Source organism: Stenotrophomonas sp. 99219_Sma (genome assembly GCF_056480785.1).
In genome coordinates this window covers 4,239,552-4,265,733 of the sequence record NZ_CM151117.1, presented here as the reverse complement: position 1 = coordinate 4,265,733, position 26,182 = coordinate 4,239,552, and the positions used below count along the sequence as shown (strand labels likewise).

Genomic DNA, 26,182 nt, shown 5'->3' with positions numbered 1-26,182 from the left:
CGTACGCCGTTACCGGCAAGGACCTCAGTCGACATCCCGTCGATGCAACCTTCCGGAACGCCCATGCACAGCGACCACGCCGAACGACTGCCCGAACCTGCCAGCGACCTGGCCGAGGCTGGGGCAGGCGAGGGCGTGACCCTACCGCCGCAGGAGGCGTTGCTGGATGACGCCGGTACCGGCGAGGACACCGTTGAACTGGCACCGCCGCGTCACCGCCTGCCGCAGATCGCGCTGCCCGACAACGTGGTGCTGAAGGGGGCGGTGCAGAAACTGGTCGAGCAGAAATCACGGCTCGATGCATTGGCCGCCGACGGCCAGCTGGCCGGGCTGCTGCCGCCGGAATGGCAGGGCCATGGCGTGCGGGCCATCGAACTGTCCACGTTCATCCAGGGCGTACTGCCGTTCCTGCAGCCGGGCGAACGCGGCGAAACCGCGCCCGCGCGCCTGCCGGTGCGCCATGTGCTGGGGGACGACAGCCGCTGGGGCCTGGACGATGTCTCCGAACCGAAATCGCTGGCTTGGTACCTGGCCAGCGACGAGCGCGCCAGCGCCGGCAGCAAGGACGTGGCGGAGGCCTATCTGGTGGGTGCATTGGGGCTGGCGTGGATGCAGGAAGGGCGCAGCCGGCCTGGGTTCCTGCGCGCGATGGGCCAGGACAGCCTGGCCGCGCGGGTGACCATGCTCGGCTATCCACCGGCCAACGAACTGGCGCTGTACAGCGTCACCGCGCACGGCCAGCCGCAGATCTGGTGCGTGCATGGCCGTCGCCGCATGCGCCCGCTGGTGGCGCCGTGGCTGAGCGTGCCGCTGCTGACCGCCTATGGCGTGTCGGCGCCGGTCGCGTGGCCGTCCAGTTTCCCGCCGGTGGAGGCGGTGGCCGAACTGCTGGCGACCGCACGGCAGGGGCGTGCGCTGCCGGAGGTGGACCTGGGCAAGGTCGTGGCGAAAATCGCCGAAGACACCGCGTCTGACGCCTGGCAGCCGGTCAGCCTGCTGCAGCTCAACACCTGGTCACCGCGTTGGCACTTCTTCCTGGGCACCTTCGTCGGCCTGCCGTCGCTGCTGCTGGTGGCTGCTGCGCTGGCGCTGCCGGGCGCGGTCGAAGCGGCCACGGTTGCCGCATCGCTGGGCTTCGCCGGCGGTGCCATCGCTGCGCTGGCGGTGCCGTGGATCCATGCGCGGCGCAAGCATCTGAGCTGAAAAAAGGGGACGGAGGGGATTAAGTCGTATCACGCACATATGTGCCGATCGCGGCTTAATCCCCTCCGTCCCCTTTTTTCTTTCAGACCCCTTCGCCCATCCGCTCCAGGCCTTCGCCGGCCAGGCGCAGGATCAGCTTTTCCAGCACCTGCTCTTCCTCTTCGCTCAGCACCGACATCAGTTTGCGGGTGATCTCGATCACCATCGGCGCGATGGTCTCGTAGACCTCGAAGCCGGCCGCCGACAGCGCCAGCACCGAGCGGCGGCGGTCGTCGCCGTGCGTCTCGCGCTTGATGAAGCCACGCTCCAGCAGGCGGGCCACCGCGCGACTGACCGCCACCTTGTCCATCGCCGTGCGGTCGGAGACCTCGCTGGCCGAGGAGCCCGGGTACAGCGCCAGGATGGTTATCACCCGCCACTCGGGGATCGCCAGACCGTAACGATCGCCGTATAGCTTGGCGATGTTGCCGCTGACCCGGTTGGACAGCACGCTCAGCCGGTACGGCAGGAACTGTTCCAGGTCGAGCAGGACGTGCGAGGAACGCAGGCGGGTCGAAACGGGATCGGCGGGGCTCATGTTGCGGTGCACCTTGCTGGTGGTTTCAAGTGTAACTATAAGGGGTAGGTCCAGACCCTGCATTCTCGCCGGGTCCCTACCTGCCCGCACCTGGTTTGTACCGATGCGGTACCGATTCGGAGCCACGCCATGAATACCGCAGTCCCGACCGCCTCGCACCCCAACCCCGGCATGCAGGTCACCACCTTCGAGAACCCGATGGGCATCGACGGCTTCGAGTTCGTCGAATTCGCCGCCCCGGCCGGCCGTGGCCAGGAGCTGCACGAGTACTTCCGGAAGATGGGCTTCAGCGCGGTGCTCAAGCACAAGCAGCGTCCGATTACCGTCTATCGCCAGGGCGACGTCAACTTCCTGGTCAATGAAGACCCGGATTCGTTCGCTTCGGACTTCGCCGAAAAGCACGGCCCGTGCGCCTGCGGCTTCGCCATCCGCTTCAAGAAGCCGGGCCAGGAGGTCTACCAGACCGCGCTGGGCAACGGCGCCGAAGCCATCGCCTTCAAGCCGGACAGCAAGGCGGTCAGCGCGCCGGTCATCAAGGGCATCGGCGACTGCATGCTGTATCTGGTCGACCGCTACGGCAGCGCCGGCAGCATCTTCGACGGCGACTACGAGCCGATTGCCGGTGCCGACCTGCACCCGGTGGGCTTCGGCCTGACCTTCATCGACCACCTGACCCACAACCTGTACTTCGGCAACATGCAGCAGTGGTCGGATTACTACGAGCGTCTGTTCAACTTCCGCGAGATCCGCTACTTCGATATCAAGGGCCTGAAGACCGGCCTGGTGTCCAAGGCGATGACCGCGCCGGACGGCATCGTGCGCATTCCGCTGAATGAATCGTCCGACCCGAAGAGCCAGATCAACGAGTACCTGGACGCGTACAAGGGCGAAGGCATCCAGCACATCGCCTGCTTCACCGAGAACATCTACGAGACCGTCGAAGCGATGCGTGCGCAGGGCGTGGACTTCCTCGACACGCCGGAGACCTACTTCGACGTGATCGACCAGCGCGTGCCGAACCACGGTGAAGACGTGGCGCGCCTGGCCAAGAACAAGATCCTGATCGACGCTGATCCGGAAACCCACCAGCGCAAGCTGCTGCAGATCTTCACCCAGAACTGCATCGGCCCGATCTTCTTCGAGATCATCCAGCGCAAGGGCAACGAAGGCTTCGGCGAAGGCAACTTCACCGCGCTGTTCGAAAGCATCGAGCGCGATCAGATCCGCCGCGGCGTGCTGTAACGTTCAACGGTAGCGCCGGGTCATGCCCGGCGCCTGCTCATCTGTAGAGCCGAGCCATGCTCGGCTGCTTCCCGTTCCGGTCTCGCCGTTCTTCAGGAGCCCCCATGTCCACCGCCATCTCCGCCCGCGGCTACCAGTCCGGTTTCGGCAACGAATTCGCCACCGAGGCCGTCGCCGGCGCGCTGCCGGTCGGGCAGAACTCGCCACAGAAGGTGGCCCACGGCCTGTACGCCGAACAGCTGACCGGCACCGCCTTCACCGCGCCGCGCGGCAGCAACCGCCGCAGCTGGCTGTACCGGATCCGCCCGGCGGTGACCCATGGCGAGTTCACCCCGTTCGCGCAGTCGCGGTTGCAGTGTGATTTCGGCGCACAGCCGGCCTCGCCGAACCAGCTGCGCTGGAGCCCGCTGCCGCTGCCGGAATTGCCGACCGACTTTGTCGAAGGCCTGTACACGATGGGTGGCAACGGCTCGCCCGACGCGCATGCCGGCGTGGGCATCCACCTCTATGCCGCCAACCGCGACATGGTCGGCCGCTACTTCTACGATGCCGATGGTGAACTGCTGATCGTGCCGCAGCTGGGCGCGCTGCGCCTGCTGACCGAGCTGGGCGTGATCGAGATCGAGCCGCAGCAGATCGCGGTGATTCCGCGTGGCGTGCGCTTCCGCGTCGAACTGCCCGATGGCCCGAGCCGTGGCTACATCTGCGAGAACTACGGCGCGCTGCTGAAACTGCCGGACCTCGGTCCGATCGGGTCCAACGGCCTGGCCAACCCGCGCGACTTCGAAACCCCGCACGCGGCGTTCGAGGATGTCGACGGTGATTTCGAACTGATCGCCAAGTTCGAGGGCCGCCTGTGGCGTGCGCCGATCGACCATTCGCCGCTGGACGTGGTGGCCTGGCATGGCAATTACGCGCCGTACCGCTACGACCTGCGCCGCTTCAACACCATCGGTTCGATCAGCTACGACCACCCGGATCCGTCAATCTTCCTGGTGCTGCATTCGCCCAGCGACACGCCCGGCACCAGCAACATGGACTTCGCGATCTTCCCGCCACGCTGGCTGGTGGCGCAGAATACGTTCCGCCCGCCGTGGTTCCACCGCAACATCGCCAGCGAGTTCATGGGCCTGGTGCATGGCGCCTACGACGCCAAGGCCGAAGGCTTCGTGCCCGGCGGCGCGTCGCTGCACAACTGCATGAGCGGCCACGGTCCGGATGCGCCGACCTTCGACAAGGCCTCCAATGCGGACCTGTCCAAGGCCGATGTGATCAAGGACACGATGGCTTTCATGTTCGAGACCCGCGCGGTGATCCGCCCGACCGCACAGGCGCTGGCCGCCGGCCATCGCCAAGGCGATTACCAGCAGTGCTGGAACGGCCTGCGCAACAACTTCCGGTCGTCCCGCTAGCTTGGTGGGTGCCGACCTTGGTCGGCACGGATCCTGATCGCATCCACGCCATGCGTGGATGCTCTCCGCCGGAACCTGCGCTTACGCCACCTCCGCGAACGCGTCGCAATGCTCCAGCGGCAGCGCTTCCAACAGGCGCTGGCGTACGCGCTGGCAATAGCCGTCCGAGGTCAGCCCGGGCAGCATCTGCATCGCCGACTGCAGCCGCTGCAGCACCTCGTCTTCCGCACGGGCCTGTTGCAGGTCGCGGAACAGTGCTGCCGCCTGCGGGTGGCGCTGCATCTCCAGGATGCCCAGCACATAGATGCGCGCGGCCACCAGCGAGCGGCGGCGTTCGACCGCGGGTGCAGCAAGCGCTGCAGGTGCGGCTGCCGGTGGTGTGGGCACCGGCGCTACCGCGGTTGCGGGCGACGGTGCTGGGGTGCCGGTGCTCAGGTACCCCGCCTGTACAAGCTGGATGACCATCGCAGGTGCGTCCTGGCCGAGCAGGCCGGTCAGGTCGGCAATGGTGCGCTGGCCGTCGCACAGGATCAGCAGCCGGCGCTGGCGCATGTCCAGCGGCGCGCGGTGGGCCTGCAGCGCGGTTCGGGCGAGATCGGTCTTGCGCGGTTGCATGGAAGGGACGGCCAGGTCGGTGCTCGCCGAGCCTGAACGAAGGCGATGAAACCGCGATGACAATGCAGCGCCTGCACACAGGATGGGCTAGCGTGCAGCCACCTTCGTGCCAGGGAACCGCACCGATGAAGCACCTTCCGCTTGCTGGTCTGTTGCTCCTTTCGCTCACCGCCTGCGGCGGCCAGGACAAACAGGGGGCGGCCGGCAGCGGCAGCGATACCCCGGCCGAAACCGCCTCGGCGACGGGGCCCGCGCAGTCGACGGATCCTGATCTGGCAGCCCGTCCAGCCAATGACCGCCGCGAGGACAGTCCCGCGCACCTGGAGGGCTTCGCCGGCGCGAAGCTGGGCGCCGGCATCGCTGAGGTCCGCAGTGGCTTCGGCGCGCCGTTGCAGGGGCTGGGCACCGATGCCAGTGGCAAACCGCTGCCGGCCGACGACAGCAACGATGGCTGCTATTTCCTGCGACCGCAGAATGCCGAAGACCCGCGCCTGATGATCGAAGGCCGCAAGCTGGTGCGCTACGACGTGCGCAGCGCGGCCATCGCCGCACCGGGCGGCGGCAAGGTCGGCATGACCCTGGGCGAGCTGCAGGTGCTGTACCCCGAGCGCGGTGACGTCGGCCCTGACAAGTACGACGAGAAGGCCCAGCACCTGCGCGTGCGTCCGGCGCAGGAGGGGGGGCGGTGATCGACTTCGCGCTCGGTGCCGATGGCCGGGTCAATGCCTGGCGCGTCGGGCAGACCCCGCAGGTCGACTATGTGGAAGGCTGTGGCTGATCCTTGATCCACCGCCCAGCCATGCGCTCGGGCCAAGCGTAGAATCGCGCCACCACCGCTGGGGGAGTGCTCGATGATCGCCATTGCCATTGCCTGGTTCCTGCTCGGCCTGCTGTTGCTGGCGCTGGGCGGGGACTCCATCGTCAAGGCCGTGTCCGGCCTGGCCCAGCGCTTCGGGGCCAGCCCGTTCACTGCCGGACTGCTGCTGCTCGGGGTGACCACCTCGTTGCCGGAACTGGCGGTCAACGCGCGCGCGCTGGCGGTCGGCCAACCGGAGCTGGCACTGGGCAATGCCGTCGGCAGCAGCATCGTCAATCTGGGCTTGACCCTGGCGGTGGCGGCGATTGCCGCGCCCCTGCTGCTGCGCGCGCGCCTGCAGACGGTGCTGTGGTGGTCGCTGCTGGCGGCCGGCGTGCTGCTGATCCTGTTCGGTCTTGATGGTGGCCTGGCGCGCTGGGAGGGCGGCGTGCTGCTGGCCGGCTTCATCGTGGTGCAGGTGCTGCTGCTGCGCCGTGGTCGCGTCGAGAGCGCGGAGGTGCAGGCGGCCATCGCCGAATCCGCACTGAGCCGCACGAGCCTGCCGTTGAATGTACTGCGGGTGCTGATCGCCGCGCTGGCCCTGTACTGGGGCGCACGCCTGGTGGTGGGGGCCGCAGCGGACTTCGGTACTGCACTGGGTTGGACGCCGCTGCTGGTCGGTCTGCTGCCGGTCGCGATCGGTACCGCGCTGCCGGAGGTGGCAACCGCGATTGCTGCCGCACGCCGTGGTCATGGCGACATGGTGCTGGGCCACGTGCTGGGTTCCAGCGTGGTCAACCTGTTGCTGGTGATTGGTGCGATGGCCGTACTGCAGCCGCTGGCGCTGCCGGCCTCGTTCGTGCGCCTGGAACTGCCGGCGCTGCTGGCCTTCGCACTGGTGCTGTACCCCATGCTGCGCGGCGACCTGAAGATCAGCCGCGGCGAAGGCGCGATCCTGCTGGTCGCGTTCGCGGGCTGGTTCGTGCTGGAGCTGCTGCTGGTGGGTGCCCCGGCGTTGTAAATCCAGGCCATGCGTGGATGCGGTTGGTTCCGTGCCGACCAACGGTCGGCACCCACCGGTCCACCCACCGATGATGCGGTAGCTGCCAACCTCGGTTGGCACTCGGGGAAACAGAGCGCCGACCAAGGTCGGCCTCTACCGGGCATTGTGGTCGGTAGATCCACGCCACGCGTGGATGCGGTTGGCTCCGTGCCGACCAAGGTCGGCACCCACCGGTCCACCCACCGATGATGCGGTAGCTGCCAACCTCGGTTGGCACTCGGGGAAACAGAGCGCCGACCAAGGTCGGCCTCTACCCGGCATTGTGGTCGGTAGATCCACGCCACGCGTGGATGCGGTTGGTTCCGTGCCGACCAAGGTCGGCACATACCGGTCCACCCACCGATGATGCGGTAGCTGCCAACCTTGGTTGGCACTCGGGGAAACAGAGCGTCGACCAAGGTCGGCCTCTACCGGGCATTGCAGTCGGTAGATCCACGCCATGCGTGGATGTGGTTGGTTCCGTGCCGACCAACGGTCGGCACCCACCGGTCACCTCGCCGATGATGCGGTAGCTGCCAACCTCGGTTGGCACTCGGGGAAACAGAGCGCCGACCAAGGTCGGCCGCTACCGGGCATTGCGGTCGGTAGATCCACGCCACGCGTGGATGCGGTTGGTTCCGTGCCGACCAAGGTCGGCACCTACCGGTCAACCCGCCGATGATGCGGTAGCTGCCAACCTTGGTTGGCACTCGGGGAAACAAAGCGCCGACCAAGGTCGGCCGCTACCGGATTCACCGGTTCTGCGTGGTTTCTTCTTCCCGCACCGGTTCCGGCGGCGGCAGCTGCTCTTCGGCGGCCGGTTCGTTGCCGGGCAGGCTGGGGCGGGTTTCCATCAGCAGCGACAGCGCGGCCTTGGCCATCATGTGCGCGCTGATCGGTGCGGTGATGAACAGGAACACGGTGATCAGCAGCTCGCGCGGCTGCGGGTCCTGGCCGAGGAAGATGTGGTAGCACACCGAACACACCAGTACGCAGCCCACGCCCAGCGTGCTGGCCTTGGTCGGTGCGTGCAGCCGCTTGAAGAACGTGGACAGCTTCACCAGGCCCAATGCACCGACCAGGATGAAGAAGCAGCCGAACAGCAGCAGGATCGACAGGCCGATCTGGATCGCGGTGATCATTCGACGATGTCCCGGCGCAGCACGAACTTGCTCAGCACCACGGTGCTGCCGAAGCCGAGCATGGCGATGATCAGCGCCGCCTCGAAGTAGATCGGCGAGTTGAGGTACATGCCGAACAGCATCAGCTCGGCAATCGCGGTCACCGACAGCGTGTCCAGCGCGAGGATGCGGTCGGGCACGGTCGGCCCGCGCAGCAGGCGCCAGGTGGCCAGCAGCATGGCCAGGCCGACCACGTGCATGCACACCACCAGGGTGGTCTGGATGACTTCAAAACCGGTCATGGGAAGATCTCCATCAACGGCGCCTCGTAACGGCGCTTGATCGTATCGATCAGGTCCTGTGGGTCCTCCAGGTGCAGCACGTGCACCAGCAGGAACTTGCGGTCGTCACTGAGCGCGGCCGAGACCGTGCCCGGGGTCAGCGTGATCATGCTGGTCAGCGCGGCGATGCCGTGGATGTTGGCGATGTCCAGCGGCAGCCAGATGAAGCCCGGATGGATGTTCTTCTCCGGGCCCAGCACCTGCACGGCAACGCGGATGTTGGACATCAGGATGTCCCACAGGGTCACGCACAGCAGCTTGGGCAGCGGGCGCAGGGTACCGATGCGGGCGAACTCGCGGTCCAGGCGCGCGGCGAACAGCGGCACCACCACGCCCAGCACCAGCCCCAGCACGAACTGGCCGAGGGTGAAGCTGTCGGACATCAGCAGCCAGAACGCTACCACCATGATGCTGAGCATCGGCGAGGGAATGACGCGACGGAACAGGGAGCGCTGGGCGGTCATGGCTGGCGGATCTCCGGCGTGGTCGCGCGCAACTGCTGCACGTACTCGCTGGGGTGCAGCAGCTGTGCGGCGGTGGCGTCGGTGTAGCGCATCAGCGGTGCAGCGGCCAGGGTCATGCCGATGCCGTAGGCCAGCAGGATGCAGGCCGCGTACAGCTCGACCCGGCGCAGGCGTGCCTTGCGCGGCTTCGGTGCATCGGCCTCGACCGGCGGCACGCGCCAGAACAGGCGGATGCCGCCACGGGTCAGGCCCATGATCACCAGCAGGCTGCTGACCAGCACCGCGGTCCAGACCGGGCCGGTGTACTGCGCCGGCATGCCGGCCAGCAGGGCGGCCTTGGCCAGGAAGCCGGAGAGCGGCGGCAGGCCGGCCACGGACACCGCGCCGATCAGGAACAGCACCGCCGGCGTTTCCTTGCCCGGCATCGGCGCGACCACTTCCTTGCGGTCGCTGGCGCCACCGCGGCGGCGGCGGATCAGGTCGGCAATCAGGAACAGTGCGGCGGCGACGAAGCTGCTGTGCGGCAGGTAGTACAGGCCGGCGGACAGCACCTGCGGCGTGCCTACCGAGAAGGCGATGAACAGCGTGGCTGCCGAGACGATCACCAGATACGAGATCAGCACGCGCAGGCGGGTCGCGGCCAGCGCACCGAGGCCGCCAAGTACCAGCGTTGCCACGCCGGCCCACAGCAGCCAGTCGCGGCCATAGCCGGCCATCGCACCGGCATCGTCGCCGAACCACAGCATCTGGATGCGCAGCACCGAGTACAGGCCGACCTTGGTCATGATCGCGAACAGGGCGGCCACGGCGGCCGGTGCGCGCGAATAGGCTTCCGGCAGCCACAGGTACAGCGGCATCAGTGCAGCCTTGGCGCAGAACACCAGCAGCAACAGGCCCATCGTGGCCTTTACCAGGGTCAGCTGCGCCGGCGGCACCTCGGCAATGCGCTGCGACAGCTCGGCCATGTTCAGCGAGCCCAGCGAGGCGTACAGCAGGCCCAGTGCGATCAGGAACAGGGTCGAGGCGGTGACGTTGAACACCACGTAGTGCAGGCCGATGCGCATGCGCAGGCCGCGGCCGCCACTGAGCAGCAGGCCGTAGGAGGCGATCAGCATCACCTCGAAGAACACGAACAGGTTGAAGATGTCGCCGGTCAGGAACGCGCCATTCAGGCCGACCAGCTGGAACTGGAACAGTGCATGGAAGTGCGGTGCGCGCCGGTCCCAGCCCGAGCAGGCATGCAGCAGGCAGGGAATGGCCAGCAGCAGGGTGGTCAGTAGCATCCACGCCGACAGCCGGTCGGCCACCAGCGCGATACCCAGGCGCGACGGCCAGTCGCCGAGCAGGTAGACGTTGATCTCACCAGTGGCGGTGGTGGCAAACAGCAGGCCCACCGCCAGCGCCAGCGCCGACAGCGCAGTCCAGGCCACCGCGCGCTGCACCTTGGGGCCATAGCGGCGGTGTTCGACGAACAGCGACAGTGCAGCACCCAGCAGCGGAATCAGGATGGGCAGGATCACCAGGTGGTTCATGCGCGGTCCTCGCCCTGGCGCGGCGGCATGCGCTCATCCTGCAGGTCGTCATCCGGCTCGTGGGCGTCCACGTGGTCGCTGTGGTTGTCGCTGCGGCTGCGCATGGCCAGCACGATGCTGACCGCGGTCATCGCGAAGGCGATCACGATCGCGGTCAGCACCAGCGCCTGTGGCAGCGGATCGGTGTAGTTGCCCAGGTGACTGTCCACGCCTTCCTGCAGCACCGGTGCCTTGCCCAGCACCACGCGGCCACCGGCGAAGATCAGCAGGTTGGTGGCGTAGGACAGGAAGGTCATGCCGAGGATCACATCGAAGCTGCGCGCACGCAGCAGCAGGTAGATGCCGATGGCGGTCAGTACGCCGATCGCGGTAGCCAGGGCCAGTTCCATCAGTGCATCTCCCCGGTGCGTGCCGAACGGCGTTGCAGGTCGATCTCACCCTTGCGGGCAGTGCGGGTACGCGACGGCTTGATCGTGCCCATCATCGACAGCATCAGCATGGCGCCACCGAACACCACCAGATAGACGCCGATGTCGAAGCCGATCGCACTCGCCAGCGGCACGTCGCCGATCAGCGGCAGGTGCAGGTCGAGGTGGCCGCTGGTCAGGAACGGCACGCCGAACAGCATCGACGCGCTGCCGCTGAGCAGGGCGATCAACAGGCCCATGCCGATGCAGCGGATGTAGTCGAAGCCGAAGCGCGACTCCACCGACGCGGTGCCCTGGATCACGTACTGGATCAGCAGCGGCACCGCCAGCACCAGGCCGGCGATGAAGCCACCGCCCGGCGCGTTGTGGCCGCGCAGGAACAGGAAGATCGATACGGTAAGCGTCAGCGGGAACATGATCTGCGCCAGGTCGGCCGGCACCGGCAGCTTGATCGGCGGGCCGGGCATGATCTGCTCCGGCGCCATCCGCGTGCGACGCAGCAGCGCATGCACCACCAGTGCGGCGATGCCGAACACGGTGATCTCGCCGAAGGTATCGAAGCCGCGGAAGTCGACCAGGATCACGTTGACCACATTCTGGCCGTAGGCCTCGGGCAGGGCACGGGCGAGCAGCTCGCCGGCCATGGTGTTCGGCGGCAGCGTCATCGCCGAATAGGCCAGCGCACCCAGGCCGGCGCCGGCGATGATCGCGATCACCGCATCGCGGCGCTTGCGCCAGCGCGGCCGCTCCGGCCCGGACTGCGCGGGCAGGTAGTTCATGCCCAGCAGCATCAGCACCAGGGTCACCATCTCCACCAGCAGCTGGGTCAGCGCCAGGTCCGGTGCGGACAGGAACACGAAGGTCAGCGCCACCATCAGGCCGACGCCGCCGACCAGCAGCACCGCCAGCAGGCGCTGCTTGTAGACACGGAGGGTGGCAACGGCGCAGGCCATCATCACCAGCCACAGCACCCAGCCCAGCAGCGGGATCGGCTGCGGCGCGGTCCAGTTCGGCGAGGCCGGGTTGGCCACGAACGGCGCGGCGGCGACCGCGATCGCCACCAGCACCAGGCCCAGCAGCATGCGCTGCAGGCTGCCATTGGCGATGCCGTTGGTCAGGCGCATGGCCAGCGCGGAAAGGGCATCCAGCTGCGCATGGAACACGTTGCGGCCGGTGGTGCGGGTTTCCACCCCGTGCAGGTTGATCAGCTTGCGCAGGCCAAAGTACAGCGCCACGCCACCGACCACGCCGATCGCGCTCATCGCCAGCGGCAGGTTGAAGCCGTGCCATACGGCCAGGCTGTACTCGGGCATGGCGTTGCCGAGGATCGAGGCCGCAGCGGCATGCAGCACCGGCGCCACGGTCAGTGCCGGGGCGATGCCCACCGCCACGCAGATCACCACCAGCAGTTCCACCGGCACCTTCATCCAGCGCGGCGGCTCATGCGGCACGCGGTCGAGGTCGTGCGGGCCGGGGCCGAAGAAGGTGTCGTGCACGAAGCGCAGGCTGTAGGCCACGCCGAACACACCGGCCAGCAGCGCCGCGATCGATACGGCCGTGCGCATCGCGCCCGGGCCGCCACCGGCGGTCAGCGCTTCGGCGAACAGCATTTCCTTGGACAGGAAGCCGTTGAGCAACGGGATGCCGGCCATCGCCAGCGAGGCGATGATCGCCAGCGCGCTGGTGAATGGCATCAGTTTGCGCAGGCCACCCAGCTTGCGCATGTCACGGGTGCCGGTTTCGTGGTCGATGATGCCGGCGGCCATGAACAGCGAGGCCTTGAAGGTGGCGTGGTTGAGGATGTGGAACACGCCGGCCACCACCGCCATCGGCGTGGACAGGCCGAACAGCAGGGTGATCAGGCCCAGGTGGGAAATGGTCGAGTACGCCAGCAGGCCTTTCAGGTCGTGCTGGAAGATCGCATTCCAGGCACCGATCAGCAGGGTCAGCGCGCCGATGCCGCTGACCGTGTAGAAGAACAGGTCGCTGCCGGCCAGTGCCGGGTGCAGCCGCGCCAGCAGGAACACACCGGCCTTCACCATGGTGGCCGAGTGCAGGTAAGCCGAGACCGGGGTCGGCGCCGCCATCGCGTGCGGCAGCCAGAAGTGGAACGGGAACTGCGCGCTCTTGGTGAAGATGCCGGCCAGCACCAGGAACAGTGCGTACGGGTACAGCGCGCTGGCGCGGATCTGCTCGCCGGCGGCCAGCACCACGTCCAAGTCGAAGCTGCCGACGATGCGGCCGATCAGCAGCACGCCACCGAGCAGGGCCAGGCCACCGCCGCCGGTGATCACCAGCGCCATGCGTGCGCCTTCGCGGGCGTCCTGGCGGTGCGACCAGAAGCCGATCAGCAGGAACGAGCTGATGCTGGTCATTTCCCAGAAGATCATCAGCAACAGCAGGTTGCCCGACAGCACCATGCCCAGCATGGCGCCCATGAACAGCAGCAGGTAGCAGTAGAAGCGGTGGGCGTTGTCCTGCTGGCTCAGGTAGTAGCGCGCATACAGCACCACCAGCGCGCCGATGCCGAGCACCAGCCCGGCGAACATCCAGGCCAGCCCGTCCAGGCGCAGGGTGAAGTCCAGGCCGATCTGCGGCAGCCAGGGCACCAGGGTGCGGACCACCTGGCCATCGAGCACCGACGGGGTCAGCCAGCCGAGGATGGCCAGCCCGCCCAACGGCGCCAGCGCCGCCAGCCAGGCAGCAGTCGAGCGCGAACTACGGGGGAAGGCCGCAACAGCCGCTGCCATCAGGAACGGCAGGGCCAGCAGCAGGGGCAGGCTGGGGAGCATGCAGGGAATCCATGATTCACGAGCAGGTCAGGGAGGATAACAGGCTGCGAAATGTCGCCGAAACCCATCGAACAGCGATCAATTGCATGTAACGTCCGCTGATTCATTTTTTCTGCAGCGCAGCATCACGTTGCTGCGGTCCCTCCGCGGTTGCTCTCGGGGGACACCCTACGCCGACGCAGGGAGACCGCAGGCCCTGTCGCACAGGGGCTGCCGTCGACGGGCGGGCGATGGGGAACGGATCACCGGTGCAGGCTGGCAGGGCCGTCGTGGAGTGCGGGTGACGGAATCTGCCCGTTCAGGAAACGAGGGGCAACGTCGGCCACGGGCAGGTCAGTAGCGCCAGTCGAGCTTGCGGTAGAACTTGGCCATCACCCAGGCCGGGCCGATCAGCAGGTAGGTCAGGTCGGTCAGGAAGCTGGGCTTGCGGCCCTCGAACTTGTGACCGATGAACTGCGCGATCCAGGCCACCACGAATACGCCCACCGCCAGCCAGAACAGGTTATGCAGGCCGATCTCGGCCTCCAGCAGGCGGCATAGGCAGCCGAATACGAAGAACTGGATGAGCATGCCGATGCCCAGCGGGCGCGACAGCTTGTTGTAGAAGCACCAGGCGCTGAACATCGCGAACGCCGACCAGATGCCGTACTGGAACCAGGTGATCAGCGGCGGCAGGCACCACAGCAGGGCCACCACCGACCACAGGATCGCCGGCACCGCCACCACGTGGATGCGCTGGTTGATCAGATTGCGGTGGTCGTCGGAGTAGCTGGCGAAATAGCGGTCGATCGGCCGCGCAAGCTCGGTGGATGTCTGCATGCTGCGTTGCTTCCTCGGACAACGGTAGTGCCGGCCGCTGGCCGGCAATCCAGAGCATAGCCGAGTTCGCGAGGTTGCCGGCCAGCGGCCGGCACTACCCCCAGGCAACCGTCAGTAGAGCCAGGCCATGCCTGGCTGCAGGCTTGCGAGGCTGCCGGCCAGCGGCCGGCACTACCCCCAGGCAACCGGCAGTAGAGCCAGGCCATGCCTGGCTGCAGGTTCGCGAGGTTGCCGGCCAGCGGCCGGCACTACCCCAGGCAACCGTCAGTAGAGCCAGGCCATGCCTGGCTGCAGGTTCGCGAAGTTGCCGGCCAGCGGCCGGCACTACCCCAGGCAACCGGCAGTAGAGCCAGGCCATGCCTGGCTGCAGGCTTGCGAGGCTGCCGGCCAGCGGCCGGCAGTACCGCATTCAGAACGCCCCCAGCCAGACCGGCGGGGGGCGCAGGGCATCAGTCGACGCTGATCCCGGCCAGGCGCTGCAGCGCCTCGGCATACTTGGCGCGGGTGCGCTCGATGATCTCGGCCGGGATGGTCGGGCCCGGGGCGGTCTTGCCCCAGTCCAGCGTCTCCAGGTAATCGCGCACGAACTGCTTGTCGTAGCTCGGCGGGCTGGTGCCCACTTCGTACTCGTCGGCCGGCCAGTAACGCGAGGAATCCGGCGTCAGCATCTCGTCCATGATGTACAGGCGGCCATCGGCGTCGGTACCGAACTCGAACTTGGTATCGGCCAGGATGATGCCGCGCTCGCGGGCGTATTCGGCGGCGAACTTGTAGATGCGCAGGGTGGCATCGCGCACGCGCTCGGCCATCTCGGCACCGACCTGCTTCACCATCGCATCGAAATCGATGTTCTCGTCATGGTCGCCCACGGCGGCCTTGGTCGAGGGGGTGAAGATCGGCTCGGGCAGCTGCTCGGCCTGGCGCAGGCCGTCGGGCAGGTCGATGCCGCTGACCTTGCCGGTGCGCTGGTAGTCCTTCCAGCCGCTGCCGATCAGGTAGCCGCGGGCGATCGCTTCCACCGGCACCGGCTTCAGCTTGCGGGTGACCACCGCGCGCTTGGCGTACAGGGCCGGGTCCACGCCTTCGGGCAGCACGCTGGCCACGTCGATGCCGGTCAGGTGGTTGGGCATCAGGTGCGCGGTCTTGGCGAACCAGAAGTTGGAGACCTGGCAGAGCATCTCGCCCTTGCCCGGGATCGGGTCGGGCAGGACCACGTCGAACGCCGACAGGCGATCGGTGGCCACCATCAGCAGGTAGTCGCCCGGCGGGGTCCCTGCTGGCAGCCGCTCGCGCGGGATATCGAACACATCACGCACCTTGCCGCGATGGCGCAAGGGCAGGCCGGGGAGATCGGATTGCAACAGCGTGGTTGGCACGGGCACTCCTGGGGCGTTGTCGATACGGCTGCTGCCCAACGGACCCGGCGGGCCCGCTGACCAGCGGGCGGCCTAGTGTAAAGCCGTCCGGGCCCGCTGTGACGTAAAATGAGCGTCCATTTCGTCGGTCGACCCCGGAGCGCCATGCGCTGGTACGGAAAACTGCTCGGATTCATCGCCGGCGCCCTGCTGTTCCGGCCCAATCCGTTGTTTGGCGCGGTGGTCGGCCTGTTGATCGGCCATGCCTTCGATTCGGACTGGTTCCGCCTGAACAAGGAGAACCCGTACCGGGAGCTGGGGCTGACCTCCGAGGCCACCGATGCCGAGGTCGAGCGCGCCTACCGCAGGCTGATCTCGCAGTACCACCCCGACAAGCTCGGCGGCGCGGCCCCCGAGCTGCAGCAGCAGGCCGAGCAGAAGTCGCGGAGGATCAATGCCGCCTACGACCGCATCAAGACCCTGCGCAAGCGCTGACCCTCTTTCCTACCGTTGCAAGGCCCGGCCATGTCCAACTGCCTCATCGCCCCCTCCATCCTGTCCGCCAACTTCGCCCGCCTCGGCGAGGAAGTCGACAACGTCCTCGCCGCCGGCGCGGACTGGGTCCACTTCGACGTGATGGACAACCACTACGTGCCGAACCTGACCATCGGCCCGATGGTCTGCCAGGCGCTGCGCAAGCACGGCGTGACCGCGCCGATCGACGTGCACCTGATGGTCGAGCCCGTGGACCGCATCATCCCGGACTTCGCCGAAGCCGGTGCCACCTACATCAGCTTCCACCCGGAAGCGAGCCGCCACGTGCACCGCACCATCCAGCTGATCCGCTCGCTGGGCTGCAAGCCGGGCATCGTGCTCAATCCGGCCACCCCGGTGGACATCCTCGACTGGGTACTGGACGATCTGGACCTGGTGCTGCTGATGTCGGTCAACCCGGGCTTCGGCGGCCAGGCCTTCATTCCCTCGGCGCTGGACAAGCTGCGCGTGGTGCGCAAGATGATCGACGCCAGCGGCAAGGACATCCGCCTGGAGATCGATGGCGGCGTGAAGGCCGACAACATCGGTGAGATCGCTGCTGCCGGCGCCGATACATTCGTCGCCGGTTCGGCCATCTTCAATGCCAAGACCAGCTACCAGGACGTGATCGCGCAGATGCGCGCGAACGTCGCTGCGGCGCGGGGCTGAGCCATGAGCACGGTGGCCGTGTTGAACATCCGCCCGGCCACCGTCGCCGATGCGGGACTGATCCTGCATTTCATCCGCGAACTGGCCATCTACGAGAAGGCCGAGCATTCGGTGCAGACCGACGAGATCGGCATCGCCGAAAGCTTGTTCGGTGCCGATGCCACGGCCCGCGCGCTGATCTGCGAAGTCGACGGCGAAGCGATCGGCTATGCGGTGTATTTCTACAACTACTCCACCTGGTTGGGCCGCAAGGGCATCTACCTGGAAGACCTGTATGTCAGCCAGGAAAAGCGCGGCGCCGGTGCCGGCAAGGCGCTGCTGAAGTACATCGCACGCCAGGCCGTGGCCGAAGGTTGCGGTCGTTTCGAATGGTCGGTGCTGGACTGGAATACCCCGGCCATCGAGTTCTACACCGCCGCTGGCGCCACGCCGCAGGACGAGTGGACCGTGTACCGGCTGCAGGGCCAGGCATTGCACGATTTCGCCAACGGTTGAGGCGAAGTGCATCCACGCATGGCGTGGATCTACCCACCTGGTGTGCGCGAACCGCAACCCGGTGTGTGCGAACCGCAGCCCGGTGTGCGCGAACCGCAACCCGGTGGGTGCGAACCTTGGTTCGCACTCCCTACGCACCAAAAAAAAAGCCACGCCAATCACTGGCGTGGCCTCGCTGCATGCGTGGGAGGCTGATCCTGCCTCCATCCGTCGTCCCTGCTATGGCCTTCCATTCTCCAGCAGCTGAATGACACCTGCGTGACATTCACTGCGGACAAACGGCGCATTGCTAGCCTGTGCCACCCCCGTCCTGGAAGCACCGCATGACCACCCCGCGCTGGCGCCTGATCCTCAACGGAAAATCCGCAGGCAATGACGAGCTGCGCGACGCGGTCGGTCATTGGCGTGGGCAGGGCGTGCAGCTGGAAGTGCGGGTGACCTGGGAAGACGGTGACGCCGAACGCTACGTGGCCGAGGCGATCGATCATGGCGTGGACGTGATCGTGGCCGCCGGTGGCGACGGCACGCTCAGCGCGGTGGCCGAGACACTGGCGCATCGTGAGGAGCCGGCAGATGCGTTGCCCTCGCTGGCGCTGATCCCGATGGGGACCGCCAATGACTTCGCGACTGCGGCCGGCATTCCGACCGAGCCGAAGGCAGCCTTGGCCTTGATCGGGCAGGCCACGCCGCATGCCATCGATCTGCTGCGCGTGGACGCCGATGGCACGCAATGGTGGTGCGCCAACCTCGCCAGCGGTGGCTTCGGCACGCAGGTGACGGTGGAGACCGATGCCGGCCTGAAGAAGATGCTGGGCGGGCTGGCCTACGTGATCACCGGCATTGCCAAGCTGGGGCGGATCGAGCCGATCCATGCGCGCCTGTCGGGCCCGGATTTCGCGTGGGAAGGCGACTTCATCGCGCTCGGCATCGGCAATGGCCGCCAGGCCGGTGGTGGCCAGCAATTGTGCCCGCAGGCGCTGATCGATGATGGGCAGCTGGACGTGACGGTGCTTCCGGAGCTGGAAGGTGAAGTCACCGCCACGCTTGGCCAGATGCTGAAGTCCGGCACCCAGGCCGCGCTGGAACAACTGGCGACGCGCGCGCGCCTGCCGTGGCTGCAGGTGGAATCCGAGCGTCCGTTGACGCTCAACCTGGACGGCGAACCGGTACAGGCGCGCCAGTTCCGCATCGCGTGCGTGCCGGGCAGGGTGCGGATGCACCTGCCCGTGGGCTGTGCCCTGTTGTCCGAGCCGCGCTGAGCCGGACCGGAAGTCCTATAACGGGGGGATGTCCTGCTCCTTCGCCGGGAACCCGAATGCTTCGCGCTTCTCGCGGATGTACTGCGGCAGCGGCGGCCGGGCAATGCCGTGATCGATCAGCCACTGCTGGCACTTCTTCTGCCAGGGCAGCAGGTCCGGTGTGGTGATTTCCCAGTAGATGGCTTCGACCATGGCCATCCGATCGGGCGCGCCCGGTTGCGCCGATGACGGCGATGCAATCGTGGGGTCCGCACCATGCTCAAGCAGCCAGTAGGCCTGCTCGAAGCCGCCACGGCCGGTGTACCAGCTGAGAACGGTATCGGCCTGGCCGATGTTGGATTCGTTGACGTGCGCGCCTCGCTCCACCAGCAGCTGGATGTTCTTCCACAGGTTGCCGGAAATGAAAGCCTGGAACAGCAGCGTTTCGGTATTGGAGGTGCGCGTGTCCGGGTCGCCGCCATGGTCCAGCAGCAGGGCCAGGTAGCGCGGATCGTCCATCTTCGCGGCATAGACCATGGCGTTGTTGTGGCGGAACGTCTCGCCGTCCAGCGTTTCAATACGCCGTGCATTCGGGTCGGCGCCGTTGTCGAGCATCGCGCGCAGGCCTTCCAGGTTCTGTGCGCGCAACGGCCACGCGATGAGCGGAATGCCATCCTGCTTCGAGAACTCCTTGTCGGGGTTCACGCCTTCGGTCTTGATCAGGCGCGTGATCGTCGCTGCATCACCCTGTTCGGCGGCGATGGCCAGTTCAAGTGCCTTGCCCTCGAAATAGCGCTCCGCGCCATGTGAAGACGTGCGCGCGCAGGCGCTCAGCAGCATCAGCAGCATCAGCAGCGCCAGGCAGGAAAATGGCGTAAAGGAACTGTGAGGGTGACGGTGCATGTGATCCCTTGACATGGACGCGTTCGGGGGATGATAGCGTTGGCCGTGGTCATTCCAGCAGGTCCTGGATGACCGTGTCTTCACTGATGAGCAATGGAGTCTGCCATGAGCGGTCACGATCCCGAGCAGCAGGAACGCCTGTTGCAGGCCCGCGCCAAGAGCGTCCAGGCGCAGCAGCACCTGGTCGAGCAACTGCAGGGAGGTGGACATGCCACCGAGGCGGCGCGCTTGCGCGAGACCTATCACGCCCGCGAGCTGGGTTCGCTTGCTGATGATGTGTATGCCTCGGCAAAGGGCAAAGGTGAGCCGCCGGTCGGGTGGACGCGAGCCAGTGCCGTGACCGACCCGGACACGCTCAAAGCGGCGGGCATCAGCCTGGGAGCGGCCGACCTGAAGAAGCTGATGCGGCCGAACGATTCGGGCTTCCGCGCAGAGATCTACATTCCGGACAAAAGGGTGTTCGGTGATGACGCCAAGCCGGTGCTGGTGTTCAAGGGATCAACGGGCGAAATCATCGATCCCCGGGCGAAAGGCGGGCGGCGTGAATCCGGAGGCGAGGATTTCCTCAACAATGGACGCCAGGGCGTAGGCATGCAGAGCGACTACTACGATCGGGCCATGGCACTGGCGAGTCGCTTGAAGACCTCTGGTACCCAGTTTGAACTTGCCGGTCATTCGCTTGGCGGCGGCATGGCCTCTGCCGCTTCGGCGGTTACCGGTGTACGTGCGACCACCTTCAATTCGGCGGGGCTGCATCCGGCCACCGCCGATCGCTACGCGAAATCCCACGGATTGCCGGTGTTCAACACGCGCGACACGGTGCACACCTACCAGACCTCGGGTGAAGTGCTCAACGATGTGCAGAATGGATTGAAGCGGCTCAACGAGCATCACCGGCAGGGCTTTGGCCTGTTGGCCAGCGAGACCAGCCAGCTGCTGCGTCAGCCCGGCGTGCAGCAGATGGTTACCCGCAAGCTGCAGGAGATGATGCCGGCGGGTGCGCAGACGGCCACGGCCCAGCTGGTTGACCAGCTGGCGTCGAAATCCGGGGCAGAGGCATTGCGCAATGTTCCGGTGGCCGCGGGCAGGATGGAACTGTTGCTGGACGCCAAGACCGAAGTGAACGGAAAGGTGGTGGACCGCCGCCATCGAGAAGCGCCAAGCCAGCTTGCCGAATACGGTGGCCCGCTGGCCGAGGTGCTGATCGCAGGTGCGCGCGGCATGCGTGCCGGACGGGTTGCCGGTGAACATGTCGAGCAGGTCGGCGCGCTGGCGGGCCGGGGCATGAGCTTGTCCGGCGTGGCCGTCGAGCGTGCGTCGACCCTGCAGGGAAATGCGATCGGCACCGTGGTCGACTACGGTGGCAAGAGCATGCGGGTGGGCATCGAAGGCGGTGCGACGGTCATTGCCAAGGGGCGCGAGCTGCAGGGTCTGGTCGAATCGGTCAGCCACCGCGTGCAGGCCAAGGGCAGTTACGGCTGGAACATCGGGGCCAGCGTGCTGGGTGCGCTCGGTGCCGACGACATGGCCAGACAGATGCGTGAGCACGGTGATGCGGCGCGCAATCAACACGAAACCAAGGCCCGTGAAGCCACCCGTGAAGCGGCGGCGGATGCCGGCCGCATCCGTGCCGGCGGCCATCATCTGGGCGGCCAGCTGCAGCAGGGCGTGCATGGCGTGGCCAATGGGCTGCGCAACGGCTATGCCGTGTACGGCGCGACTTTCCACATGGGCATGAACTGGAGCAGCCATCAGATCACCGGGCTGACCTCGCAGGCGCCGGCCGTGCTGGCCGGCACCGTCGGGCTGGGCGCGATGGCCAACAAGGGCATTGCCACCCACCTGCCCACGCCGGCACTGCCGCAGAACCTGGTCAACCTGGCCAAGACGTCGTGGGTGATCGGGCGCGGCAGTGCGACCATGGGGGAGTCGGTGGACCGGCATGGCATGAGCGAGACGATGAACCCAAGTCTCGACGCGGCAATCGCGAGCCAGGAGGCGGCCGCGCGCAAGCTGCTTGGACGGCCGCATGCGCAGTTGCAGGAGGGGGGCGCGAAGATACCCACGCTGAACGATCCGGGGCACATCGATTTCCATCTGTTCAAGGGCGCGCAGACCGGCGTGCATGGCCTCGATGTGGCACATGGCCGCATCCCGAACCTGCAGAGCGATCAGCTGGCCGGGGCGTTGGCTGTGCAGGCCAAGCGCGAAGGGTTGCAGGCCATCTCCCATGTGCTGCTCAGTGACGACCGCACGCGGGCATTCGCGGTCGACACCCCGGATCTGCAGGCGGCCCACCGCCGACATGCGCATGTGGACGTGGCGGCCGGCATGGCCCAGCCGCTGGCCGTGAGCACGGCGCAGGTTGACGCCCTGAACACCGGTCGCGAACAGGCGACGGCAGCCGGACTGGCCCAGCAACAGGGGCTGGAGGCCCAGGAGAACGCCCGGCGGATGGGCTAATGGCCGAATGAACCGCGACGCCGCGACGGGGTTCCCCTCCCGCCCCGGCTGCGATACAGTCAAGGGGTGTCCAGCCTGACGACCCCGCATACCCTTTCTTCCGCACGCCGTTGGTGGCGATGGTGGCCCGTTGCCGTCGTCCGCCCCCATAACGCTGTGTCCCGGAAGGAAAGTCGTCTTGAACTCGCACGCTCAGTTTCAGCTGCAGGCCGCTGAAGGCCACACCCATATTCCCGTCGTCCGTGAAGTGCTGTCCGACCTGGACACGCCGCTTTCGGTCTATCTGAAGCTCGCCGACGGCCCCAATACCTACCTGTTTGAATCCGTCGAAGGCGGCGAGCGCTTTGGTCGTTACTCGATCATCGGCCTGCCGGCGCGCCGCGTGTACGCCTTCCATGGCCACACGCTGACCGTGCGCGAAGACGGCCAGGTGGTGGACACCCGCGAGGTGGCCGACCCGTTCGCCGAAGTCGAGGCGCTGCGCAGCGCCCACTCGGTGCCCAAGCTGGAAGGCCTGCCGGGCTTCACCGGTGGCCTGGTTGGCTGGTTCGGCTTCGAGTGCATCGGCTACATCGAGCCGCGCCTGGCCCCGCCGGCTGGCCGCGATGAGCTGGGCACGCCGGACATCCTGCTGCTGGATTCCAACGAGCTGGCGGTGTTCGACAACCTCAAGGGCCGGCTGTACCTGATCGTGCATGCCGACCCGCGTGTCGAGGGTGCGTTCGAGCAGGCCCAGGCACGCCTGGATGCATTGACCGCCAAGCTGCGCGCACCGGGGGCCCGGCTATCCCGCACCGCTCAACAGCGACGTGCTGGACGAGTCCGATTTCGTCTCCGGGTTCACCCGCGAAGGCTTCGTCGATGCGGTCCAGCGCAGCAAGGAATACATCCGTGCCGGCGACATCTTCCAGGTGGTGCTGAGCCAGCGCCTGAGCGTGCCGTTCAAAGCGCGCCCGGTGGATGTGTACCGTGCGCTGCGTGCACTGAACCCGTCGCCCTACATGTATTTCCTTGATGTCGGCGACCTGCAGGTGGTCGGTTCCTCGCCGGAAATCCTGGTGCGTTTGCAGGATGGCGAAGTGACGGTGCGCCCGATCGCTGGCACCCGGCCGCGCGGTGCCACTGTCGAACAGGACCTGGCGCTGGAAGCCGAGTTGCTGGCCGATCCGAAGGAGCGCGCCGAGCACCTGATGCTGATCGACCTCGGCCGTAACGATGCCGGTCGCGTGTCCAAGGCCGGCACCGTGGAAGTGGGCGAGCAGTTCGTGATCGAGCGCTACAGCCACGTCATGCACATCGTCAGCGAAGTGACCGGGCAGCTGCAGCCGGGCCTGAGCTATGCCGACGTGCTGCGTGCCACCTTCCCGGCCGGCACGGTCAGCGGTGCGCCGAAGATCCGCGCGCTGGAAGTGATCCGCGAGCTGGAACCGATCAAGCGCAATGTCTACGCCGGCAGCATCGGCTACATCGGCTGGCATGGCGATGCCGATACCGCGATCGCGATCCGCACCGCGGTGATCAAGGACGGCCGCCTGTATGTGCAGGCCGGCGCCGGCATCGTCTACGACTCGGACCCGGACAAGGAATGGGACGAGACGATGAACAAGGGCCGCGCGCTGTTCCGCGCCGTCGCCCAGGCCGCCAAGGGCCTGTAAGCCTGCCTCGCCACGGCCGCTGCGCCGTGGTCGTTCCGCCGTTCCCGTTCAAGACAAGGAGTACCGCATGAAGCTGCTGAGCGCATTGCTGTGGTCGTCACTGCTGGCCACGATGGCCCCGTCTGCGTGGGCGCAGGCCAACACCATTCCCTCGCAGCCGCACCTGCTGGTGAAGGGCGAGGCGCGCCGCGAGGTGATGCCCGACCGGTTCGGCCTGCAGTTGAATATCGAAGAGACCGACATGGATGCCGACGCCGCGCGCCGCCGCGTGCAGGACAACGTCGCGCGCGTGCTGGCGCTGTTCAAGCAGCACAAGGCGGTGGAGGGCAGCGTGCGTGCGGACAATCTGCGGATCGGCCCGGCCACGCGCTATGAGCAGAACCGGCAGGTCTTCGTCGGCACCCGCGTGTCGCGCCAGCTGCGTGCCAGCTTCGCCAGCGTGAAGGCGATGCAGGACGTGCTGGGTGCACTGAAGGCCAACGAGAACCTGCAGGTCAGCAGCGTGGCCCCGACCTACTCGGGCGAAGTGGCGCTGCGGCGCGAACTCAAGGGTGAGGCCGCCGCGTCGACGCGCCAATCCGCGCAGGGCCTTGCCACCGCCTACGGCACGAAGCTGCGCGGGCTGTACAGCATCTCTGATGTGGCGCCGAACTTCGCCTATGGCGTGCAGGCGGGCAATTGGCCCAGAAGCGACGACATGGTGACACCGCCATCGCCGCCGTCACCTGCGGCGCAGATGGACATGATCGAGACCACCGGCTCACGCCTGCGCGAATCCATCGAAGCCGGCCCCATCACCTACACCGAAAACGTATACGCCATTTTCCTGATAAGCGACGGAACCTGACCATGTTGTGGATGATCGACAACTACGACAGCTTCACCTACAACCTCGTGCAGTACCTGCAGACGCTGGGCGCCGAGGTGAAGGTGGTGCGCAACGATGCGATGAGCGTGGACGAGATCGCCGCGCAGAAGCCTGAGCGCATCGTCATTTCGCCCGGCCCGTGCACGCCCAACGAAGCGGGCGTGTCGCTGGAACTCATCCAGCGCCTGGGCCCGACCACGCCGATCCTCGGCGTGTGCCTGGGCCACCAGGGCATCGGCCAGGTCTACGGCGGTACGGTCATCCGCGCCGGCAACATCATGCATGGCAAGACCTCGCCGATCCGCCATGAAGGCAAGGGCGTGTTCGCCGGCCTGCCGGACCGTTACCAGGCCACCCGCTACCACTCGCTGGTGGTGGACAAGAACAGCCTGCCCGAGGTGCTGGAAGTGACCGCCTGGACCGAGAACGACGACGGCTCGATCGAAGAGATCATGGGCCTGCGCCACCGCCAGTTCCCGGTGGAGGGCGTTCAGTTCCACCCCGAATCCATCCTCACCGAACACGGCCATGCCCTGCTGCGCAATTTCCTGCAGCGTCCGGCCGCCTGATCCCAGGAGCATTCCCATGAGCTTCTCCCCCCAGGAAGCCCTGCAACGCACCATCGAGCACCGCGAAATCTTCTTCGACGAGATGGTCGACCTGATGCGGCAGATCATGCGCGGCGATGTCTCGCCGATGATGACCGCCGCCATCCTCACTGGCCTGCGCGTGAAGAAGGAAACCATCGACGAGATCGCCGCTGCGGCCACGGTCATGCGTGAATTCGCGCTGGCGGTGCCGGTGGCCGATACCACCCACCTGGTCGACATCGTCGGCACCGGCGGCGATGGCTCGCACACCTTCAACATCTCCACCTGCGCGATGTTCGTCGCGGCCGCGGCCGGTGCGCGCGTGGCCAAGCATGGCAACCGCAGCGTGTCGTCCAAGTCCGGCAGCGCCGATGCAGTCGAAGCACTGGGTGCGGCCATCGAGCTGCAGCCGGCGCAGGTGGCCGCGGCCATCGAACAGACCGGCATCGGTTTCATGTTCGCGCCGATCCATCACCCGTCGATGAAGGTGGTCGCGCCGGTCCGCCGCGAGATGGGCGTGCGTACCATCTTCAACATCCTTGGCCCGCTGACCAACCCGGCCAGCGCACCGTCGGTGCTGATGGGCGTGTTTCACCCGGATTTAGTGGGTATCCAGGCACGCGTGCTGCGCGAGCTGGGCACCGAGCGCGCCATGGTGGTCTGGGGCCGCGACAACATGGACGAGATCTCGCTGGGCGCCGGTACCCTGGTGGGCGAGCTGCGCGACGGCAAGGTACGCGAGTACGAGATCCACCCGGAAGACTTCGGCATCGCGATGTCGGCCAGCCGCAACCTGCGCGTGGATGGCCCGGAGCAGTCCATTGCCATGCTGCGCGCCGTGCTGGACAACCAGCCCGGTCCGGCGCTGGACATCGTGGCCCTGAACGCCGGCGCCGCGCTGTACGTGGCCGGCGTGGCCAGCGACATCGGCGACGGCCTGGCCCGTGCCCGTGCCGCCATCGCCAACGGCAGCGCCCGCCAGCGCCTGCAGCAGTATGTAGAGACCACCCGCGCGCTGGTTGCCTGAG

General features: G+C 66.9%; 23 protein-coding genes and 2 pseudogenes. 14 read left to right on the top strand and 11 right to left on the bottom strand.

The window, feature by feature from the left end; translation table 11 throughout:
* The first annotated feature begins 63 nt into the window (after positions 1–63).
* Positions 64–1,203 (top strand): hypothetical protein, encoded by a 1,140-nt coding sequence (locus tag ACZK13_RS19450; protein ID WP_253144341.1) that lies wholly within the window; start codon positions 64–66, stop codon positions 1,201–1,203.
* 82 nt (positions 1,204–1,285) lie between these two features.
* Here ACZK13_RS19450 and ACZK13_RS19445 read toward each other — a convergent pair whose 3' ends face one another.
* Positions 1,286–1,843 carry a MarR family winged helix-turn-helix transcriptional regulator gene (locus tag ACZK13_RS19445; protein WP_005411341.1) on the bottom strand — a complete coding sequence of 186 codons (558 nt, stop codon included), beginning with the start codon at positions 1,841–1,843 and terminating at the stop codon, positions 1,286–1,288.
* A 66-nt stretch (positions 1,844–1,909) separates the two neighbouring features.
* Between ACZK13_RS19445 and hppD the strand changes: the two genes are divergently transcribed.
* Positions 1,910–3,022 (top strand): 4-hydroxyphenylpyruvate dioxygenase, encoded by a 1,113-nt coding sequence (gene hppD, locus ACZK13_RS19440; RefSeq protein ID WP_176433087.1) that lies wholly within the window; start codon positions 1,910–1,912, stop codon positions 3,020–3,022.
* 104 nt (positions 3,023–3,126) lie between these two features.
* A complete protein-coding gene (gene hmgA / locus ACZK13_RS19435) occupies positions 3,127–4,434 on the top strand; it encodes a homogentisate 1,2-dioxygenase (protein ID WP_180838407.1) in 1,308 nt (435 codons plus the stop codon).
* An 81-nt stretch (positions 4,435–4,515) separates the two neighbouring features.
* Here hmgA and ACZK13_RS19430 read toward each other — a convergent pair whose 3' ends face one another.
* Positions 4,516–5,049, bottom strand: a complete 534-nt coding sequence (locus tag ACZK13_RS19430) for a hypothetical protein (RefSeq protein WP_478482082.1) — start codon at positions 5,047–5,049, stop codon at positions 4,516–4,518.
* Between the two features lie 125 nt (positions 5,050–5,174).
* On the opposite strand from ACZK13_RS19430, the pseudogene ACZK13_RS19425 reads away from it, so the two are divergent.
* Positions 5,175–5,827, top strand: a pseudogene (locus tag ACZK13_RS19425) (hypothetical protein).
* Between the two features lie 73 nt (positions 5,828–5,900).
* A complete protein-coding gene (locus ACZK13_RS19420) occupies positions 5,901–6,866 on the top strand; it encodes a sodium:calcium antiporter (RefSeq protein WP_478482081.1) in 966 nt (321 codons plus the stop codon).
* Between the two features lie 773 nt (positions 6,867–7,639).
* Here the strand turns inward: ACZK13_RS19420 and ACZK13_RS19415 are convergent.
* The 8 genes from ACZK13_RS19415 to ACZK13_RS19380 form a co-directional block, all read right to left on the bottom strand.
* Positions 7,640–8,029, bottom strand: coding sequence for a Na+/H+ antiporter subunit G (locus ACZK13_RS19415; RefSeq protein WP_049401677.1), 390 nt, complete (start codon positions 8,027–8,029; stop codon positions 7,640–7,642).
* A complete protein-coding gene (locus ACZK13_RS19410) occupies positions 8,026–8,310 on the bottom strand; it encodes a K+/H+ antiporter subunit F (RefSeq protein ID WP_005411334.1) in 285 nt (94 codons plus the stop codon). The genes ACZK13_RS19415 and ACZK13_RS19410 overlap by 4 nt, the downstream gene beginning before the upstream one ends.
* The gene (locus ACZK13_RS19405; protein WP_049401676.1) at positions 8,307–8,813 is read right to left on the bottom strand and encodes a Na+/H+ antiporter subunit E; all 507 of its coding nucleotides are present in this window, start codon (positions 8,811–8,813) and stop codon (positions 8,307–8,309) included. The genes ACZK13_RS19410 and ACZK13_RS19405 overlap by 4 nt, the downstream gene beginning before the upstream one ends.
* Complete coding sequence (locus tag ACZK13_RS19400) at positions 8,810–10,345, bottom strand: monovalent cation/H+ antiporter subunit D (RefSeq protein WP_478482079.1); 1,536 nt, start codon at positions 10,343–10,345, stop codon at positions 8,810–8,812. Before ACZK13_RS19400 ends, ACZK13_RS19405 begins: the two co-directional genes overlap by 4 nt.
* Complete coding sequence (locus ACZK13_RS19395; RefSeq protein ID WP_049401674.1) at positions 10,342–10,734, bottom strand: Na+/H+ antiporter subunit C; 393 nt, start codon at positions 10,732–10,734, stop codon at positions 10,342–10,344. The genes ACZK13_RS19400 and ACZK13_RS19395 overlap by 4 nt, the downstream gene beginning before the upstream one ends.
* A complete protein-coding gene (locus ACZK13_RS19390; protein WP_032127157.1) occupies positions 10,734–13,565 on the bottom strand; it encodes a monovalent cation/H+ antiporter subunit A in 2,832 nt (943 codons plus the stop codon). The genes ACZK13_RS19395 and ACZK13_RS19390 overlap by 1 nt, the downstream gene beginning before the upstream one ends.
* Positions 13,566–13,898: 333 nt before the next feature.
* Entirely contained in the window at positions 13,899–14,384 is a 486-nt protein-coding gene (locus tag ACZK13_RS19385; RefSeq protein ID WP_032127158.1) for an Mpo1 family 2-hydroxy fatty acid dioxygenase, read from the bottom strand.
* A 449-nt stretch (positions 14,385–14,833) separates the two neighbouring features.
* Positions 14,834–15,760, bottom strand: coding sequence for a phosphoribosylaminoimidazolesuccinocarboxamide synthase (locus ACZK13_RS19380; protein WP_032127159.1), 927 nt, complete (start codon positions 15,758–15,760; stop codon positions 14,834–14,836).
* Positions 15,761–15,904: 144 nt separating this feature from the next.
* Here ACZK13_RS19380 and ACZK13_RS19375 point away from each other — a divergent pair, with 144 nt between their 5' ends.
* The 4 genes from ACZK13_RS19375 (at position 15,905) to yegS (ending at position 18,696) form a co-directional block, all read left to right on the top strand.
* Positions 15,905–16,234: a J domain-containing protein gene (locus ACZK13_RS19375; protein WP_014038745.1), complete on the top strand. Its 330-nt coding sequence runs from the start codon at positions 15,905–15,907 to the stop codon at positions 16,232–16,234.
* A gap of 30 nt (positions 16,235–16,264) precedes the next feature.
* Entirely contained in the window at positions 16,265–16,942 is a 678-nt protein-coding gene (gene rpe / locus ACZK13_RS19370; protein WP_010482664.1) for a ribulose-phosphate 3-epimerase, read from the top strand.
* Between the two features lie 12 nt (positions 16,943–16,954).
* Positions 16,955–17,437, top strand: coding sequence for a GNAT family N-acetyltransferase (locus ACZK13_RS19365; protein ID WP_253144381.1), 483 nt, complete (start codon positions 16,955–16,957; stop codon positions 17,435–17,437).
* Between the two features lie 323 nt (positions 17,438–17,760).
* The gene (yegS, locus tag ACZK13_RS19360; protein WP_032127162.1) at positions 17,761–18,696 is read left to right on the top strand and encodes a lipid kinase YegS; all 936 of its coding nucleotides are present in this window, start codon (positions 17,761–17,763) and stop codon (positions 18,694–18,696) included.
* A 15-nt stretch (positions 18,697–18,711) separates the two neighbouring features.
* Here the strand turns inward: yegS and ACZK13_RS19355 are convergent, their stop codons facing one another.
* Positions 18,712–19,578 (bottom strand): ankyrin repeat domain-containing protein, encoded by an 867-nt coding sequence (locus ACZK13_RS19355; RefSeq protein ID WP_478482078.1) that lies wholly within the window; start codon positions 19,576–19,578, stop codon positions 18,712–18,714.
* A gap of 105 nt (positions 19,579–19,683) precedes the next feature.
* Between ACZK13_RS19355 and ACZK13_RS19350 the strand changes: the two genes are divergently transcribed.
* The 5 genes and pseudogenes from ACZK13_RS19350 (at position 19,684) to trpD (ending at position 26,181) form a co-directional block, all read left to right on the top strand.
* Positions 19,684–22,041 (top strand): Tle-like phospholipase domain-containing protein, encoded by a 2,358-nt coding sequence (locus ACZK13_RS19350; RefSeq protein WP_180845040.1) that lies wholly within the window; start codon positions 19,684–19,686, stop codon positions 22,039–22,041.
* Positions 22,042–22,219: 178 nt separating this feature from the next.
* A pseudogene (trpE, locus tag ACZK13_RS19345) lies at positions 22,220–23,696 on the top strand (anthranilate synthase component I).
* A 67-nt stretch (positions 23,697–23,763) separates the two neighbouring features.
* On the top strand, positions 23,764–24,543 hold the full coding sequence (locus ACZK13_RS19340; RefSeq protein WP_071227667.1) for an SIMPL domain-containing protein: 780 nt from the start codon (positions 23,764–23,766) through the stop codon (positions 24,541–24,543).
* A 2-nt stretch (positions 24,544–24,545) separates the two neighbouring features.
* Positions 24,546–25,133, top strand: coding sequence for an anthranilate synthase component II (locus tag ACZK13_RS19335; RefSeq protein WP_125895885.1), 588 nt, complete (start codon positions 24,546–24,548; stop codon positions 25,131–25,133).
* A gap of 16 nt (positions 25,134–25,149) precedes the next feature.
* Positions 25,150–26,181 (top strand): anthranilate phosphoribosyltransferase, encoded by a 1,032-nt coding sequence (gene trpD / locus ACZK13_RS19330; RefSeq protein ID WP_049401667.1) that lies wholly within the window; start codon positions 25,150–25,152, stop codon positions 26,179–26,181.
* The last annotated feature ends 1 nt before the right edge of the window (position 26,182 follow it).